This is a genomic window from Actinomadura monticuli (assembly GCF_041463655.1).
In the GTDB taxonomy this organism is placed as follows: domain Bacteria; phylum Actinomycetota; class Actinomycetes; order Streptosporangiales; family Streptosporangiaceae; genus Spirillospora; species Spirillospora monticuli.
Window position 1 is genome coordinate 130,772 of the sequence record NZ_JAXCEI010000010.1, and the last position, 16,860, is coordinate 147,631.

The 16,860-nt window shown below is 71.9% G+C and carries 11 protein-coding genes; 6 read left to right on the plus strand and 5 right to left on the minus strand.

Features of this window, described 5'->3' with window-relative positions:
- Positions 1 to 3: 3 nt before the first annotated feature.
- Both SM611_RS23045 and SM611_RS23050 read right to left on the minus strand, forming a co-directional pair.
- Entirely contained in the window at positions 4 to 1,599 is a 1,596-nt protein-coding gene (locus tag SM611_RS23045) for a polysaccharide deacetylase family protein (protein ID WP_371951963.1), read from the minus strand.
- Between the two features lie 98 nt (positions 1,600 to 1,697).
- Positions 1,698 to 4,010 carry a heavy metal translocating P-type ATPase gene (locus tag SM611_RS23050; RefSeq protein ID WP_371951964.1) on the minus strand — a complete coding sequence of 771 codons (2,313 nt, stop codon included), beginning with the start codon at positions 4,008 to 4,010 and terminating at the stop codon, positions 1,698 to 1,700.
- 188 nt (positions 4,011 to 4,198) lie between these two features.
- Between SM611_RS23050 and SM611_RS23055 the strand changes: the two genes are divergently transcribed.
- The gene (locus SM611_RS23055; protein ID WP_371951965.1) at positions 4,199 to 5,047 is read left to right on the plus strand and encodes a universal stress protein; all 849 of its coding nucleotides are present in this window, start codon (positions 4,199 to 4,201) and stop codon (positions 5,045 to 5,047) included.
- 366 nt (positions 5,048 to 5,413) lie between these two features.
- Complete coding sequence (locus SM611_RS23060) at positions 5,414 to 5,788, plus strand: CBS domain-containing protein (RefSeq protein WP_371951966.1); 375 nt, start codon at positions 5,414 to 5,416, stop codon at positions 5,786 to 5,788.
- Positions 5,789 to 5,891: 103 nt separating this feature from the next.
- Here SM611_RS23060 and SM611_RS23065 read toward each other — a convergent pair whose 3' ends face one another.
- The 3 genes from SM611_RS23065 to SM611_RS23075 all read right to left on the minus strand — a co-directional run bounded on the left by SM611_RS23065 (position 5,892) and on the right by SM611_RS23075 (position 11,545).
- Positions 5,892 to 6,251 carry a site-2 protease family protein gene (locus SM611_RS23065; RefSeq protein WP_371951967.1) on the minus strand — a complete coding sequence of 120 codons (360 nt, stop codon included), beginning with the start codon at positions 6,249 to 6,251 and terminating at the stop codon, positions 5,892 to 5,894.
- 138 nt (positions 6,252 to 6,389) lie between these two features.
- Positions 6,390 to 10,640 (minus strand): nSTAND1 domain-containing NTPase, encoded by a 4,251-nt coding sequence (locus SM611_RS23070; protein ID WP_371951968.1) that lies wholly within the window; start codon positions 10,638 to 10,640, stop codon positions 6,390 to 6,392.
- 179 nt (positions 10,641 to 10,819) lie between these two features.
- Positions 10,820 to 11,545 carry an NUDIX hydrolase gene (locus SM611_RS23075; protein ID WP_371951969.1) on the minus strand — a complete coding sequence of 242 codons (726 nt, stop codon included), beginning with the start codon at positions 11,543 to 11,545 and terminating at the stop codon, positions 10,820 to 10,822.
- Positions 11,546 to 11,646: 101 nt separating this feature from the next.
- On the opposite strand from SM611_RS23075, the gene SM611_RS23080 reads away from it, so the two are divergent.
- From SM611_RS23080 to SM611_RS23095, 4 genes are all read left to right on the plus strand, one after another.
- A complete protein-coding gene (locus SM611_RS23080) occupies positions 11,647 to 14,442 on the plus strand; it encodes a helix-turn-helix transcriptional regulator (protein WP_371951970.1) in 2,796 nt (931 codons plus the stop codon).
- Between the two features lie 297 nt (positions 14,443 to 14,739).
- Positions 14,740 to 15,501 (plus strand): helix-turn-helix domain-containing protein, encoded by a 762-nt coding sequence (locus SM611_RS23085; RefSeq protein WP_371951971.1) that lies wholly within the window; start codon positions 14,740 to 14,742, stop codon positions 15,499 to 15,501.
- Between the two features lie 147 nt (positions 15,502 to 15,648).
- Positions 15,649 to 16,332 carry a response regulator transcription factor gene (locus SM611_RS23090; protein ID WP_371951972.1) on the plus strand — a complete coding sequence of 228 codons (684 nt, stop codon included), beginning with the start codon at positions 15,649 to 15,651 and terminating at the stop codon, positions 16,330 to 16,332.
- A 119-nt stretch (positions 16,333 to 16,451) separates the two neighbouring features.
- Positions 16,452 to 16,844 carry a peptidase inhibitor family I36 protein gene (locus SM611_RS23095; RefSeq protein WP_371951973.1) on the plus strand — a complete coding sequence of 131 codons (393 nt, stop codon included), beginning with the start codon at positions 16,452 to 16,454 and terminating at the stop codon, positions 16,842 to 16,844.
- The last annotated feature ends 16 nt before the right edge of the window (positions 16,845 to 16,860 follow it).

Here is a 16,860-nt window from a genome sequence, read left to right on the forward strand (position 1 = left end):
CGGTCAGGGGATGAGCGCGTCGAGGGTGGTGAAGGAGTAGCCGGCGCCGCGGAGCCCGGTGATGATCGCGGGGAGCGCGTCGGCGTCCAGCGTGGTGCCGTCGTCGGGGTTGGCGCCGACGTGCATCAGCACGATCATCCCGGGTGTCCTGGCGGCCAGGACGCGCGCGATGACCTTGTCGGCGGTCTGCCCGCCGGAGGTGCCCTGCCAGCCGAGCGAGTCGACCGTCCAGCCGACCGGGACGTAGCCCAGGCCGTTGAGCAGGGTCACGTCCGAGGCGGTGTAGGCGCCGTAGGGGAAGCGGAACAGCGGCACGGCCTGCGCGCCGTTGGCATTGAAGATCGCGGTGCGTGCGGTGGTGACCTGGGTCTTGGCCGTCGCGTCGCTGATCTTGGTGAAGTCGGGGTGGGTGTTGCTGTGGTTCCCGATCCGGAACCCCGACCCGGCCAGCAGGTTGCTGTAGACGGGGAACCCGCGGGCGAAGTCGCCGACCAGGAAGAACGTCGCCGGGACGTTCTCGCGCTGCAGGGTGGCGCGGATGGAGGATACGCCGGAGGCGTCCCACGCCGAGTCGAACGTCAGCGCGGCGACCTTGGACGTGGTGGGGATCTTGGTGACGTTCTTGCCGCGCAGCGCGGACGGCACGCCGGGGGGAGGCCCGGGCGCCCACGCCTTGAGGTCGGTCGTCCACGTGGTGCCGGTGATGGTGCGGCTCCAGAGGGCTCCGTCGCGGCCGCGCCCGACCGACACGGTTTTGCCGCCGGCGAAGGCGGCGCCGGGCCCGTCGACGTACAGTCCGCCCATGATCTGCCAGTCGCCCCACGACCCGGTGTAGGCGCGGACGCGCAGCCGGTGGGTGCCGGCGTTGCGGACGAACACCCAGACGTTCCCGGTCGCGGTGTCGGCGGCGATGCCGGGAGTGCTGTAGGTGCTCTCGCCGAGGGACGTCCAGTCCGACCAGGTGGTTCCGGTGCGGGTCCGGGTCCAGACCGCGTGGTCGCGGCCGGTGACGACGACGCGGACGGCGTCGTCGCCGGTGGCGGCGACGGCGGGCGCCGAGTCGGCCGTCATGTCCAGGGCCGTCCAGGCGCTCCAGCCGGTGCCGGGGGTGTGAGTCTTGGTCTGCAGCTTGTCGGCGGCGTCGCGGACGAAGATCTCGACGCGCCCGTCGGGGTGCCCGGCGGCCGCGGGGGAGGTGCTGATGGGCAGGTCGTCGACCTTCGTCCAGGGCTGCCAGGCGCCGTCGACGCGGATGCGCTCCCACAACCGGCCGTCGACGCCGCGCCCGTAGACGTGGGGGTCGCCGCCGGCGAAGGTGACGGCGGGTCCGCCGATCAGTCGTCCGGCCACGTTGAGCGGGGCGGACCAGGCGCCGTCGACGAACCGGCGGTACAGCACGTTGGTGGTCGAGGCACGGTAGGCGACGTCGAAGCCCTTGCCGCTGGGCCAGCCGGCGACGCCGGGGGTGTAGGTGGGGACGTCCTCGGTCGCCGCCGCACGGGCCATGGGGGAGGAGGCCGCCAGGGCGGGCAGCGCGGGTGCGGTCACCAGGGTCGCCGGGAGCAGCACCGCCGTCGAGAACGCTGTGAGGCGTCGCATCGGAATTCACCGTCCTTCGGTGGGGATTCCAGCGTCCGCCTCTCCGCCCCGGCTGGGGAGTGACGAAGGTCCCGCCCTGCGCGCCGGACGTCGGTGAATCAGGGCGTGTCGGTCTCGCGCACGTCGGCGAGGACGAAGTAGTTCTCCTCCTCCTGCGCGAAGTGCAACCGCAGGACAGCGTACAGCTCCTGGACGGTCCGGCGCAGATCGCTCACGGGCTGCGGAGCGTCGGGCGCGGCCCGCAGCTCGGAGATGAGCGCGCCGATGCGGCGCGTGAGCTCGGCGATCTCGGTGTGGCCGCGGCTCATCGCCCCGGTGGGATCGGCGCCGCCGAGAGCCTGCGCGACCGCCGGGTAGAGCAGCCGCTCGTCCTTGCGCTCGTGTTCGGCGAGGTCGGTCAGGAAGCCCGTCAGCGCGTCCACGGCGACGTCCCGTTCCCGGCCGCCGGAAGCCGCGATCGTGTCCGCCAGGACGGGCAGCCGGTCGATCCGCGGCCACAGGGCACGGTGCTCCTCGTCCAGCCCCCGGACGAGCTCGGCGGCGTCGCCGCGCAGCCGCGGCTCCCGGTCGCGGCCCGGGCCGAGAGCACGCAGCGCGGCGAGGATCGCGGCGACGTCGATGCCCTCCTGCAGCAGGGCGCCCGCCGCCGGGGCCAGCAGCCCGTACGCCGCGACGACCATCGCGATCAGTGACAGCCCCATGCCGGCGACCACGCTCTGCCGCGCGATCGACCGGGTGCGCCGCGCGATGGCGAGGGTCTCGGCCAGCCGCTCCAGCCGGTCCACCGTGATCACCACGTCGGCCGCCTCCGACGACGCCGTCGCGCCCCGGGCGCCGAGTGCGACGCCGACACCGGCCGCGGCCAGCGCGGGCGCGTCGTTGACACCGTCGCCGACCATCACGGTCGCCGCCCGCTCGCTCTCCGCGTGGGCGACCTCCACCTTCTCCGCCGGGCTGAGCCCCGACCGGACGGCGTCCGCGCCGACCAGCCCGCCGATCGAGTTCGCCACGTCCGCGCGATCACCGGTCACCATCACGGTCCGCTCGATGCCGGCCCGGCGCAGCAGCCGGAACGTGCGCGGCGCGTCCGGGCGGATCCGGTCGCGCAGCAGCAGGACGGCCGCGACCCGCCCGTCCACCCCGACGAACACGGTGATCGCGCCGCGCGCCGCGGCCCGGCGGCGCACCCGCTCCAGCCAGGCCGGGTCGGCTTCGCCGGCCCAGCTCGCCTTACCGACGCTCACCTCATGGCCGTCCACCATGCCGCGCACGCCCTGCCCGGCGGTCTCGGTGACGTCCGACGGCGCGGTGAGCGGCAGCCCGCGCTCACGGGCGCCGCGCACGATCGCCGAGGCCAGCACGTGCGGCGACACCTGGTCCAGCGAAGCCGCCAGAAGCAGCGGATCACCGGCGGGCACCGGGCCGGCGGGGACGGTCTCGGCGAGCGATGGACGCCCGGTGGTGACGGTGCCGGTCTTGTCGAACAGCAGCACCCGCGCCTCGGCGAGCCGCTCCAGGGCGCTCCCGCCCTTCACCACCACGCCCCGCCGCGCGCATCGCGACAGGCCGGACACGAACGCGATCGGTGCGGCCAGGATCAGCGGGCACGGCGTCGCCACGACCAGCACCGCCACGGCCCGCACCGGATCACCGCTGGCCAGCCACGCCACCCCCGCCAGCGCGAGCGTCACCGGGATGAACAGGGCCGAGTACCGGTCGGCGAGCCGCACGAACGGCGCGCTCTCGGCGGCGGCCTCCTCGGTCAGCCGGACGATCCCCGCGTAGGTGCTGGAAGCGGCGTCGTTGGTCGCGCGCAGGTCGAAGGGCCGCCCCGAATTGACCGCGCCGCTGCGCACCGCGCCGCCCGCCGGATGCTCCACCGGCAGCGCCTCACCGGTGAGCGTGGCCTCGTCCAGGACGGCCGTCCCGGACTCCACCAGCCCGTCGACCGGCACCACCTCGCCCGAGCGGACCAGCAGCAGGTCTCCCGGACGCACGTCGGCGACACCGATCGTGTCCAGGCCGCCGCCTTCCGTCCGGCGGTGCGCGACACGGGGCGCAAGCGACAGCAGCGCGCCCAGGTCGCGGCGCGCCCGCCGGCCCGCGCGCTCCTCCAGCAGCCGCCCGCCGGTCAGCATCACCGCGATCACCGCGCCGGCGAGAGCCTCGCCGACCGCGATCGTCCCCGCCAGCGCGAGAACGGCGATCACGTCGCTGCCGAACCTGCGGTGCAGCAGCCCGTCCACGACCCAGCGGACCGCCGGGACGAGTGCGAGCACCGTCACCAGCAACCAGACCAGGTCACCGGCCTCCGCCCCGGCCGCCCAGCGGACGGCGGCACCCGCCGCCAGCCCGCCGCCGGACAGGGCGAACAGCACCTCGGGGCCACGTCGCGCGATCTCAGCCCGCATGTCCACCTCGCCGTTCCATCGAAGCCCGGAACCTCCAGGCTTCCCGCCCAAGGCGGAAAAACCCAGGGGCGGCGGACTCCCCGGCACCGGGCACAAAGACCGCCCTGACAGGGACTTTCGCCCCTAGGGCCGTGCGCGATCCGGAGAACAGCCTGGAAGCAGGGAATCGACAACCGGAGGAGAACACGATGTCTGAACCGATCGTCGTCGGCATCGACGGCTCCGAGGAGTCGGACCACGCCCTGCAGTGGGCCGCCGCCGAAGCCGCCCTGCGCGAACGTCCCCTGCACATCGTCCACACGCTGGAGAGCTGGCCCTACAAGGCGCCGCTGTTCAAGCCGGCCGAGAGCACCGAGCGGATGACCCGCGCCGGGCACCGGCTGCTGACCGCCGCCCGCGAACGCGTCCTGGAAAGGCGCCCCGCCCTGGAGGTCACGACCGCCCTGGTCGCCGAGGAGACCTCGCAGGCCCTGCGCGACCAGTCGGACAAGGCGTTCGAGCTGGTGCTGGGCAGCCGAGGGCGCGGCGGGTTCGCCGGCATGCTGCTGGGCTCCACGAGCCTGCGCATGGCCGCGCGCCCCACCGTCCCCGTCGTGATCGTGCGCGGTGACACCGGAGACCGCGGCGAGATCGTCGTCGGCATCGACCTGCTTCGAGACTCCGGGGCCGTCCTGGACTACGCCCTCGAGGCCGCCGCGCTGCACGACGCCCGGCTGCGCGTCGTGCACGCCTGGCAGACGTTCGGCACCCTCATCGAGGCCGGCTACGCCGTCGACGCCGAACAGATCGAACTGGACCTGCGCGCCCAGACCATCGACGCCTACAAGCCGCTGCGCACCGAATACCCGCGCGTGGACGTGGTGGACGAGATCATCATGGAACACCCGGTGACGGCGCTGTCCAACGCGTCGCGCAACGCGCGCCTGCTCGTGGTCGGCGCCCACCAGCGCCACTGGAGCGCACCCCGGCTCGGCTCGATCGCCCACGGCGCGATCCACCACGCCCGCTGCCCGGTCGCCGTCATCCCCTCCACCTGATCCGCCTCATCGGGCACGCTGCGTTGCCCGATGGCCGTCGCCCGGGACCGAAGCACGGCGGAAGGGATCCGCGAGGCCGCTGTCACGGTCGGCCAGGAACGGCCGGCCGTGCACGCAATGGCATTGTTAAGAAAGGTCCATGTCGCCTTTTGCCCAGTTCCCGCTTCCAGGTGGGACTTGGCAAAAGTTCGTGGCTGGAACCATCGGACGTTGTGATTTCGTTGCTCGCAAGGTCACGGACCAGTGCGGGGACACTTGCATAACGGGTGGATTGCCCAGGCTGGCGGGTACAGGGCGTACGCGCCTCGTGAAGCATGGGCACGCGAGCGGGAGAGCCACCATTCATCAGATGAACGCGGGGAGAAAATGCTGATCAGCAATGTTTACCGTCCGCTGGTCTACGGCTGCCGAGCCGATGAGCGGCTGGTCGAGGTGGCGCAGTGGATGCGAGACAACGAGATCGGGGCCCTGGCGGTGCTCGACGGTGAAGAAGTGCTCGGAATCATCACCGAGCGCGACCTGGTAGGAGCGCTCGCGACCTCGGCCGAACCGGCCTCGCAGCCGGCCGCCGCCTACGCGTCGACGCAGATCGAGACCGCTGGGCTGGAGGAGGACGTGCGCGACGTGGCCCGCCGAATGCTGGATGCGGGAATCCGTCACCTGCCGGTCCAGGATCAGGGCCGCGTGGTCGGCATGGTGTCGATGCGCGACCTGCTCGCTCAAGAGATCTGGGCGACGTGACGTCTGGACACCACACGGTGATACCGGCGATCCCGATCAGGGCCTCGACCGGCTGAGAATTCCTGCACGTGGGGCGAACGGGCAGGCCGCGCGAGCGTTGCGTTCAGGCCCGAAGATCCGTCGAGCGCTCCTCGGCACGTGCCGAAGTGAGAATGAACCATCCGACCAGCGCCAGCCACAGCCCGCTGAACCAGTTCACCAGCAGCGACATCAGCAGACCGGCGCCGATCATCGCGCGGCCGAGTGCCAGCCCCGCATGCTGGGCGGTGCGCGTCGCGCTCACCCGGTCGCCCCGCCGGCGCCACAGCAGCGCGCGCAGTATGCGCCCGCCGTCGAGCGGCGCTCCTGGAAGGAGGTTGAACAGCGCGATGAGAGCGTTGGTGGCGGCGAGCCAGCTCAGCGAGGCGGCGACGACGACCGGGGCATCGAGTGCGCTTCCGGCCGTCCAGGCCCCGGCGAACACCGCGGCGGCGGCCGCGACGTCCCGAAGTCAGGGCCGGAGTGCCCTCTTCACCGGGCCGTTGAGCCCGGCCGCCCTCCGCGGCCCGCGCGCCCTCCGCGCACCCCCGCTCCTAGGAGGCCCTGGTGGGAGGCTCGTCTGCTATGCGTCCGGGCAGATGTTCTCGGTCTCGCTCCCCGGGGGCAGTGTCCTCCGTTCGGCGGCGGTGAGGTCGCGGCCCACGATCTTGCACAGGTGGTCCGCCCAGCGCTCCGGATCCAAGGGGATCCGGGCCAGGCCCTGAGCCTGCCAGAGGTAGAGGGTGCCGCGATCGCGGGAAAGGGCCCGGACGTTCGAGGAGGAGCCGACGGCGAGGTCGGCGGTCGGGGCGCGGCGGCCCAGGTCCCAGATCTGAACGCGCTCGGACATGCTGATGATGCCCTGGTCGCCGTCGATGAAGAGGACGCTTCCGCCGAGGGCGTCGTTCGGGCTCAGCGCCTTCAACGGCCTCTGGACGGGGCGCCGCTCATCGACGTTCCAGAGGTGCAGCGATCCGTCGGTCGACAGAATCGCGAGCAGCCGTCCGTCCGGGCTGAACCGCAGGCTCCGGATCCGGCCGGTGGCGTTGACCGGCAGGCCCCCCACCTGGTCGCCGCGCTCAAGGTCCCAGATCTCGACGTCGCCGCCGACATCGAAGGCCATCTGGCCGCTCCGCGGCCGGGGCGCGCAGACGCCGGTGTCGGCGAGCCTGCGCAGGTGCGACGCGTCTCGGTAGAGCTTCGTCGGCTTCCCGAGCGCGCCGGTGCGGAGGTCGATTCGGCTGATGGAGCCGTTGTACATCAGCGCGGTCGTGTCGGGGACGGATGTGTCGGCCACGCAGCCGCGGAAGAACGGCTCGTCCGGGTGCGGGGCCTCCGGTGCCGGGGTGAGCGGCACCCGGGAAAGGATGCGCAGCGACGATGTCTCACGCAGGTACAGCCGCCTGGCCGTGTCGCTCAGGGTGAGGAGTCGTCGGCCGTCTGCACTGAACCGGAGCGGCTCCTCGTCGTCGGGGTTCGCGGCATGCGCGATCTCCTGGTTGCGCGCGGTGTCCCACACCCGCAGGCGCGACGTCCACGCGGCGACCGCGAAGCGCAGATCCCCGCTGAGGACCCGGTCGTAGGCCGCGAGCCAGTCTTCGATGCTCGGCGCGAAACGGGACGCGCCGACGTCCGCCACGGCAAGTGTCGAGCCCAGATTGGCGATAAGCCGGGCGCCCTGCCCGAGGCCGGTGCCGTCCCTGCTCGCCGAGACGTTGGGGACGAGGGGAGTCGCGGTCTTGCCCGTGTCCATGTCCAGGAGCGAAGCCCGGGTGTTCGGTGGTGCCCCTGACGTCTCGGTGAGAATGATCTGGCCGGCGTGATCGATGACTTCGGGCCGGCAAGCCCCGTGGGGAGGGGCGGGATGCCGGTCGCGTTCGCGCATGGTCGTCAGGTCCCAGCGGAGGAACATGTCGTCCTTGCAGGTGACCGCCGTGCGCCCGTCGCCCGAGACGGTCATGAAGGCAGGCCCCCCTGGGAACTTCGCGCGCGTCGTCTCGCCCGTGCCGATGTCCACCCGGGCGAGCTCACCGTCCGTGGCCACGATCAAGGTGTCGTCCGGGCCGAACCACACGGCGCTGAGGTCTCGGCGGTTCGCGCTCCGGGGGAACGGGACGGTCGTCCCGCGTCCGACGTCCCACAGCCGGGAACCGGTCGACCGGTGCGCCAGCAGCCGTTCGCCGGTCGCGTCGAAGCGAAGCCTTCCCGCACCGACCCGCGCGAGGCCGCGTTCGAGTTCCACGGTGCCGCCGTCCGGTCGCCAGAGGAGCAGCCGCGAGGTGGCGGTGTCCAGGGCGGCGAGGAACCGCCCGTCCGGGCTGAGCGCCGCGGAGCGCAGATCGCCGTCGATGTACCGGATGGCGGGTCGCGCGCCCGGGCGCCAGATCGCGGTCCTGGCGCTGCCGCTCATGGCCACGGTACGGCCGTCGGCGCTGACGGCGATCCGGTTGATCGGGCCGATGCGCGGATTGATCAGATGGCCGGTGTCCTGGTAGAGCATGTACTGCTCGGAGAGGTTGGCCAGGACCTCCGGGCGGGGGCTGGTCCGGTACGCGGCCACCGACAGAAGCGCCGCGGTGTCCACGTCCGTGCCGGAGGCGCCGGACGCCTTGCGCGCCTCGCCGACGAGCAGCTGCGCGGCGTTGTCCCGCAGTCGCTCGTCGAGCTCGCCGGTGCGTTGCCGCAGGAGGACGGCGAACGTACTGGCGAGGAGGAGCAGGGTCACGACGGTGGCGAGGACGGCTCGCACGGCGTTGGTCCGCCATCGGGCGCGGCGCCGGCTGACCGCGATGAACTCCCGTTCGGGGCCGGAGATGTCGCCTGGGTGGTCGCGCGTCCATCGGATGGCGTCCGCGAGGCGCGGGCCGCGCAGGGGGTCGGCCCGTTCCATGGTCTGGCGCAGGTCCTCCTGCCAGGCGCGGAAGTCGCCTTCCTCGCTCAGCCAATCGCGTAGCCGTTCCCAGTGGGTGGCGAGGGCGGCGTGCGCGAGGTCGTAGGTCGGCCGCCCGTCGGCGTCCGCTCCGGTGACCACCAGCCGGGTCGCGGCGAGCCGCCGCGCGACCGGCAGCACGTCCGGTTCGAGGTCGGCCGTGCGGGCGGTACGGCGGATCGCCTCGCCCTGATCGCCGGGCCGCACCATCTGTATGAGCAGCCTGCGCGCAAGGGCGCGTTCGGTGTCGTCGAGCTCGTGGCTCCAGACGCGCTCGGCGTAGCGGGCCAGGGCGCCCTCGACTCCACCGAACTCGTCGTACGCGGCGTGCGTGAGGGACCAGCCGTCGTGTGCCTCCCACAGCAGCGTCAAGGCGAACTGCATCAGCGGGAGTGCGGCGGGAGCGGCCGCGGTGGAGGCGAGAACGCGGTCGGCGAGACCGCGTTCGAAGACCACCCCGGTTGATTCCACGGGGCCTTCGATGGCGGCGCGCAGTTGTCCGGTCCCCAGCGGCGGAAGCAGGATGACCGAGTGGTCGGCGGGTTCTCCGAAGCCGAGGTGGTGGACCGCGACGTCCAGCGTCTCGGTCCGCAGCGTCACCACCACGTGGACGGGGAGCGGACTCTTCGCCAGACCGGTCAGCAGGCTCGCCAGGTGGCGGGCGGCCGGAGCGTTCCTGGCCAGGAACTCGTCGAACTGGTCCACGCAGACGGCGAGTCGCGTCGACCCGGTCTGGGCGAGCACGTCCGCGACGAGCTCCTCCAGCCGGCCCTCGGCGATCGCGTCCGCCAGCGCCGCGCGGCGTCCGAGCGTCTCCACCTGGCCGAGCTCCGGCTCCAGTAACGGGAGGAGGGCGCCGGCCAGTGAGATCGCGGCGGGAACGTCGGGCAGCGGACGCAACGCGGCCACGCCCCACTCACGGCCGCGGAGGCGGGGCACCAGCCCGGCATGGAGAAAGGAGGACTTCCCGATGCCCGACCGGCCGGCGAGGATGGTGAGTCTGCGGTGTCGCAGGAGTCCGGTCAGCTCGTCGGCCATCTCGTCCCGGCCGAAGAAGATCTCGGCGTCCCGTTCCCGGAACTCCGCCAACCCCCGGTAGGGGCACGGCAGGCGGTTCACCGGGGCCGCGGGGGAGGGCCCTTGGCCGATCCGGGCGGCGAGGGCGGCCGCGAAGGCCGCCGCCCGTCCGGCCGCCATGGTCTGGTGGCCGGCGGCGTCGGTCTGCCGCTTGTGGCCGCTCGCCGTGTCGCTGATCGCGCGGACGGTCACCGCACGGTGGAAGTCCTTGCGGTGCGCGGCCTCGGCGACCCCGGCGCTCTCCATGTCTATCGCCACCGCGTCGCCGTAGTGCCTGGCGAGCAGATCGGCGATGGGCGACGTGCGGGAGTCCAGCACCACCTCACCGGACACCACCGGTTTGACGTGCACCCTGGGTGCCGGTTGGTCGTCCGCGTCGTCCACGGCCTTGATCCAGGCGCCTTCCCGGGCCACCTCCCGGGCGAGCTGCTCCAGGCCGTGCGGCAGCGGCCAGCTGCGCGGACGCGGGTGGAATCCGCCGCTGTCCTCGCGGCCACCGTGGTAGGCGTGGATCTGGCTCGCCACCACGACGTCGCCTATCGCGGCCTCGTCGGTCAACCCTCCGGCGATTCCGACGCACAGCAGTGCCTTGGGGTGGAACTCCTCGATCGCGCGGCCGGCCAGCGTGGCCGCGCTCAGGTTGCCCATCCCGATCAACGCCAGCGCCACCGGGCATCCCGTGCCGCGCAGGACACCGATGCTGTAGCGGGTGCCGTCGGCGTTCCGATGGTCGCGGACACGCGTCAGCCGTTCGATGAACGCCTGGTACTCGACGTCGATCGCGGTGAGTACCACGATGTCGGCGCCGACGTCCGGTGACCGTGTCATGCCCGCCCCTGATCGCTCTAGCACCCGGCCGGTGACCGCGCCCGCAATCGCCAGCGATGACGCCCGGCATAACGTCGATGTGGCGACACCACCGTACAAGTCAGGATCAGTTCCGCCAGAGGCGTGGCCGGGGCGGGTCAGACCCCGGTCGGGACGGAGGACGGCTCCTTCGCCGGACCTCAGCGGAGGTCGCCGTCGATGCCCGCTCGCAGTACCGGGGGATACAGCGTCTTCGCCGGTCCCCCCCTGTAGAGGGTCGCGGGACGGCCCGTCTCCGGCCGCCTCTTGGCGCCCGTGGGGACCACGAAGCCTTCGGTCCTCCTGATCTTCCGGCTGAAGTTGCGCTCGTCGAGCGACCTCCCCCAGACGACCTCGTACACCTGCCGGAGCTCGGAGATGGTGAACTCGTCCGCACAGAACGCGGTGGCCAGCGTGGTGTATTCGAGCTTGCTCCGTGCCCGTTCGACCGCGTCCGCGATGATCTGCGCGTGGTCGAACGCCAGCGCGTCCGGCGCCGAGGTCACCTGTTCGAGCGGCGTCCAGCGGGCCCGGCGGGCGTCCGAACCGGCGACCGGTTCCGACAGGCTCGGTGCGATCGCCAGATAGGCGACGGAGATGACATGCCCGCGCGGGTCACGGTCGGGCCGGCTGTATGCGTGGACCTGTTCGAGATGCAGGCGGGAGCCGTTCAGGCCGGTTTCCTCGTGCAGCTCCCGGCGCGCCGCGTCGTCCAGCTTCTCGTGTCCTCGCAGGAATCCGCCGGGCAGCGCGGGCCTGCCCAGATACGGCTGCTTGCCGCGCTCGATCAGCAACAACTGCAGGCGCGATTCCCGGACGGTGAGGATTACCAGGTCGACCGCCACGCGGGGCGCGGCGTGCGGAGGCCTGGTGCCGGTGGTGCTCACAGCCCTGAAGCCTAGCTTAATGTCTTGTTGACAGAAACCCTGGGCCATCCTACTGTCCGAAGGACATAAACAAATCGCCGTGTCGATCCCGGGGTGATCGTATGCCTGTCCATGGCCCGCATCACATCGACGACGACGAAGCCCGGGGGACGCCGTTCGTCGGCCGGGAGCGCGAACTGGCCCGCCTGCGGGCAGGGCTGGAGCGGGTCCGTGCGGGTGAACCGCGGCTGGTGTCGATCGACGGACCGGGGGGCATGGGCAAGACGGCGCTGGCGCGTCGCTTCCTCGCGGAGGCCGGGGATGTGCTCCCCCTCCGCGCCGGCGGGGAGGAGGGCGAGTCGCTGCTGCCGTACGGCATCGTGACTCAGCTCGCCCCGCAGCTCGCCGCGCTGCGCGATGGCGCGGCACCCGATCCGCCGGTGGTGGGATCCGCCCTGCTGGACGTCCTTCAGGGCCTTCAGGACGACCGCGCCGTCGTGGTCGTCGTCGACAACGCCCACTGGGCGGACCTGCCCTCGCTCGACGCGCTCGTCTTCGTCTGCAGGCGGCTGCGCACCGCTCGTGTCCTCATGGTCGTCATCACCACCGACGCCGCCGACTCCCGGTTACCGACAGGCCTGCGCCGGATGCTGGCCGACGACGAGACGGTGCGGATATCGCTCACCGGACTCGGCACGGCGGAACTGCGCGAGCTGAGCGGCCGGCTGGGCCACCGGGTGCTCACCCCGCGCTCCGCCGTCCGGGTGCACGAGCACACCGACGGAAACCCCTCGCACGCCCGCGCGCTGCTGGAGCGGGTCCCGGCCGAAGCGCTCGACGACCCGTACGCTCGGCTGCCCGCTCCGCGCTCCTATGAGTCGCTGGTCCTCGAACGGATCGAAGGGTGCCCGCCGGAGGGGCGCGTTCTCATCGAGGCGGCATCCGTTCTGGGCCGGTCCTGCACCCTGCATGAGGCCGCGACGCTGAGCGAGGCCGAGGATCCGCTGCACGCGGCCGAGCAGGCGGTGAGGACCGGCCTCCTGGCGGAGAGTCCCACGGCGGGCGGCCTCGGCCTCAGGTTCCCGCACCCGCTGATTCAGGCGGCCGTCTACCAGCAACTCGGACTCGCCCGGCGGGTTCGCCTGCATTTGCGGGCGGCCGAGGTGGTCGCCGACGGGCCGGCCGTGCTGGGCCACCGGCTCCGGGCGGCCGGGCGGCCGGATGGCCGCCTGGCCGCCGAGTTCGCCGGCGTGGCCCGGCGTGCCGCCGCCCGGGGGCGCTGGACGGAGGCCGCGGGCCACATGAACTCGGCGGCACGGCTGTCCACCGGCGGCGCACGGAGCCGGCGCACGGCGGAGGCCGTGGGGATGCTGCTGGACGACGGGCAGGTGGAAGCGGCGAGGACGCTCGCGGGCGAGCTGGGCGAGGACGCCGATCCGGCGGCGCTCGGGTACGCGCGTGGAGCGCTCGCCGCCGTCCGCGGCCGCCCGCGCGAGGCGGACGCCTGGCTCACCGACGCGTGGGCGCACTGCGATCCGCGGGGCGAACCGGAACTGGCCGCTCGCGTCGCCGAACAATCGGCCCTCACCTGGTTCATGCTGGGCAGGTGTGCCGACAGCGCCGCCTGGGCTGAACGCGCCGCGGTCCTGGCACCGCACTCTCCGGACGCCGGCCTCGTCCGATCCCTCCGCCTTCCCGGCCTCGACGCGTCCGGCGGGCTCGACGAGGGGCCCGCCGCATGCCCGACCGGCGCGACCCCGGCGACCATCACCGGGCAGGACGCGGCGCTCGGCAGGGGACTGTTCTCCGCCCGCTCGGGGGACCTCGAACGGGCCGTCGTCGAACTCGCCGCGGAGGTGGACGCCTCCCCTCGCCGGCCGGTCCGGCACCGGCTGGCGGCCTTGACGGCCCTCGGCTGGGTCGAGTTCCAGTCCGGAGACTGGGACGGCGCCACCGATCACGCGAACGCGGCGGTGCGGGCCGCCCTCGACGCGGAACAGAAATGGTTCGAGCCGATGGCGCGTGCCCTCGCCGTCCTCGTGGCGGCCGCCCGGGGTGAGTGGGAGGACGCCACGGCGCACGTCCAGGCCGCGGCCAAGGTCGCCGGGCGCGCCGGAGGGGTCGGCGCCCTGGCCGTCACGACCGCACGGGCACACCTCTGCCTGGCACGCGGGGACCGCAGGCCGCCGCTGACCGCCCTAAGGCCGATGACCTGGGCGGGCTCGCCTTGGCATGAGTACGTCGTCGAAGTGCTCCTCGCCGAGGGCCGCATCCGGCAGGCCGAGGACGCCCTCGTCACGTACGAGAGGTTCGGAGCCGCTCACGACAGCCATTCCATCCTCGCCTCGGCGGCGCGCCTTCGCGGCAATCTCCTCGCGTCTCAGGGCGATGCCCCGGGGCACCGCGCGGAGTGCCTCTCCCCGGACCAGGCCCAGGGCGCCGGCGGGGGCGCCGAGGCGGCCTACCGGAGCGGGTTGGGGCATGCCGCGCTGGTGCCCGTCCCGTTCGTTCAGGCGCGCTTGGAGTTGGACTATGGCAGGTTCTTGCGGCGCACCGGCAAGAGCGGCGCCGCCGTAGAGCACGTCGAGACCGCGCGCACCATCTTCGAACGACTCGGCGCACGGCCCTACGTGCAACGCTGCGAGAGGGAGGCAGGCCGGCGTGGCCACTGGCCGGCGCGGCTCACGGCACCGCGCGCGGCGCGGCTCACCCCGCAGGAACAGGCCGTCGCCCAGCTGGCCGCCACCGGGCTGACCAACCGTCAGGTCGCCGGCGAACTGGTCCTCAGCGTCAAGACGATCGAATACCACCTCAGCAACGCCTACTCGAAGCTGGGCGTCGCCGGACGCGCCGGCCTCGCCGCGCTGCTCGCCGAGCATTCCACCCCGGGGAGCCCAGGGGCCCAAGGGAGGTGGTGAGGTCCCCGATCGGAGAAAACTCCCGGAGACCCTGGGGACCCACCCCCGATGCCCCACGCCATCCGTTCTCCTACGGTCGATATCAGCAAACACTGGCATGGTTGAGATCCATGGGCATCTCCCCGGCGCTGCAAGGAGTCGTGCATGCGGGTCCGGCATTTCGACTTTCCCTCCGCGAAGTGGAAGAGCGTGCTTTCGTGGCCGCATCCACGGTTGCGGACAGAGGTATTCGCATATCTCGGCTTCCGGTGTGAAACGGGATCGGCATTGCCCTGGCGGGAGCTCCCCGGCGGAGCGGTGACCCTTCTGATCGGGCTCGATCGACGACATCCGCTGTGGTGCCGCAGGCTGGACGACGCCACCACGCGAACGCCCTACTCGTCATTCGTCTCGGGGTTGAGAACCCGGTCCTCCTGGGTCGTCGAGCCGGCCGGCGGCGCCCACTGCGTCGCGGTGGTCATGGCGCCGTGGGCCGCTTTCGCGATCTTCGGCACGGCGATGAACGAGCTGACCGGGGAGATCGTCGCGCCGGCCGACCTGCCGGGCGACCGCGTCGGCCGGCTCGCCGACGCGCTGATGGCGCGACCCGGCTGGGAGCAGCGGTTCCGGCTGCTCGACGAGGTTCTGGGGAGATGGGTCGGCGGGACCGGCGCCTGGTCTCCCCAGGTGGTGCGGGCGCACGACGCACTGACCCGCACGGTCGGCATGGGAGGCGCCCTCCCCGTTCAGCGGCTGGCAGAGGAGGCAGGATGGAAATCGCGCCAACTGGAATACCGCTTCAAGGAACAAATCGGTGTGTCACCCAAAGCCATGGCACGCATAGTGCGTTTCCGCCGCGCCGCGCTCATGCTCGCCGACGGACTGCGGCCCGTGACCACGTCCGCGAACTGCGGCTTCAGCGATCAGGCGCATCTGACGCGGGAGTTCAAGGCCATGGCGGGCTGCACCCCGGAGCGGTTCCGCAGGGAGGCGCATCTCGCCGCGGCCGTGTCACCCGTGTATGCCACGTCGTACGCGGCCGCACCGCGGACGAAGACCCTCATGCTGCCCGTGGCCTGACCGAGACCGGGCAGGCGCCGTGCTACGCCCCCGCGCATTCCCGCAGGACGTCCTCAACCGCTGCCGGCGGATCGGCGCGGACGGCCCGCACCCGTCTTGGACGGGACGCGACACCACCGTTTCAGAGTGACACCGGCGGGGATTAGCATGCGGATCTTGCTGGCCGGCGCCGATGGCGCGAATGGCGAGTCCCTGGCGACCGGACTCAAGCAGCACGGACACGACGTCGACCTGGTCCGCACGGGCAACGATGTGCTGTCACGGCTCGACGAGACCGAATTCGTCCTCTTCGACCTGCTGCTTCCAGATCTTGAAGGATGCGAACTGTGCCGGCGCGTCCGAGCCCGATCGGCCGTACCGATGATCGCGTTCGGTGAGGCGGACGCTCATCTCGACAGGGTGCTCGTCCTGCGCGCCGGAGCGGACGACTGCGTCGCCAAACCCGTCTGGCTCCACGAACTGGCCGCACGCATCGAAGCCGTGAGACGGCGAACCGAAGCGGCTCGCAGCGGAAGCGGGCCCTACCGCCTGGGGACGCTCACCGTCGATGTGCTGCGGCGCTGGGTGACGATCGACGGCGCCCAGGTCCGGCTCACCCGCAAGGAGTTCGAGCTGCTCGCGCTCCTGGCCGAAGCCGGAGGGGCGGTGGTCACCAGGGACTCGATTCTCGCCCAGGTCTGGGGTGACAACTGGTACGGGTCCACGCGCACACTCGACGTTCATGTCGGCGCGCTCCGCACAAAGCTCGGTGACAAACGGTGGATCGAAACCATACGCGGAGTGGGGTTTCGCCTCGCCGCACCGCAAGATAAATGTAAAGAGACCGTGTAGGCAAACTTGCCAATGTGCTTGAAGAGCCCTGCTTCTCCGTACCGTGCCGATATGTCAGATTGTCAATTGTCATAGCAGGTCGTCCCGAAGGGATCGCAATGCACCTCAGAAGGCTGGGCATGGCTTCCGGCGCCGCGGTCGGCATCACCGTCGCGCTCGGAATCAAGACCTCGACCGCGCACGCCGCTCCGAACTACGACTGCGAGACCGGCGAAGTCTGCCTCTTCGAGAACAACAACTACAACGAGAACAACACCAACCACGTCTACCAGTGGACCGGAAACGACGACATCTACTCGAACAACGTCTGGTACAACAGCACCGACGGCCTCGACAACGAGGCGAGTTCCGTCAAGAACAACGGTTCCGGCAGCTACAACGTCACCCTCTACCAGCACAACAGCGGCGGCGGCGCCCACTCGACCTTCGCCCCCGGGACGTCGGACCCCTCCCTGGCGAACAACAGCATCGGCGACAACAGGGCCAGCTCTCACTACTGGACTCATGTCTAGGACGAGCGAGCCGCGG

Excerpts from the sequence above, each read along its gene's own strand:
- SM611_RS23045 (WP_371951963.1), bottom strand. The coding sequence starts at position 1,599 with ATGCGACGCCTCACAGCGTTCTCGACGGCGGTGCTGCTCCCGGCGACC.
- SM611_RS23050 (WP_371951964.1), bottom strand. The coding sequence starts at position 4,010 with ATGCGGGCTGAGATCGCGCGACGTGGCCCCGAGGTGCTGTTCGCCCTG.
- SM611_RS23055 (WP_371951965.1), top strand. The coding sequence starts at position 4,199 with ATGTCTGAACCGATCGTCGTCGGCATCGACGGCTCCGAGGAGTCGGAC.
- SM611_RS23060 (WP_371951966.1), top strand. The coding sequence starts at position 5,414 with ATGCTGATCAGCAATGTTTACCGTCCGCTGGTCTACGGCTGCCGAGCC.
- SM611_RS23070 (WP_371951968.1), bottom strand. The coding sequence starts at position 10,640 with ATGACACGGTCACCGGACGTCGGCGCCGACATCGTGGTACTCACCGCG.
- SM611_RS23080 (WP_371951970.1), top strand. The coding sequence starts at position 11,647 with ATGCCTGTCCATGGCCCGCATCACATCGACGACGACGAAGCCCGGGGG.
- SM611_RS23090 (WP_371951972.1), top strand. The coding sequence starts at position 15,649 with ATGCGGATCTTGCTGGCCGGCGCCGATGGCGCGAATGGCGAGTCCCTG.
- SM611_RS23095 (WP_371951973.1), top strand. The coding sequence starts at position 16,452 with ATGGCTTCCGGCGCCGCGGTCGGCATCACCGTCGCGCTCGGAATCAAG.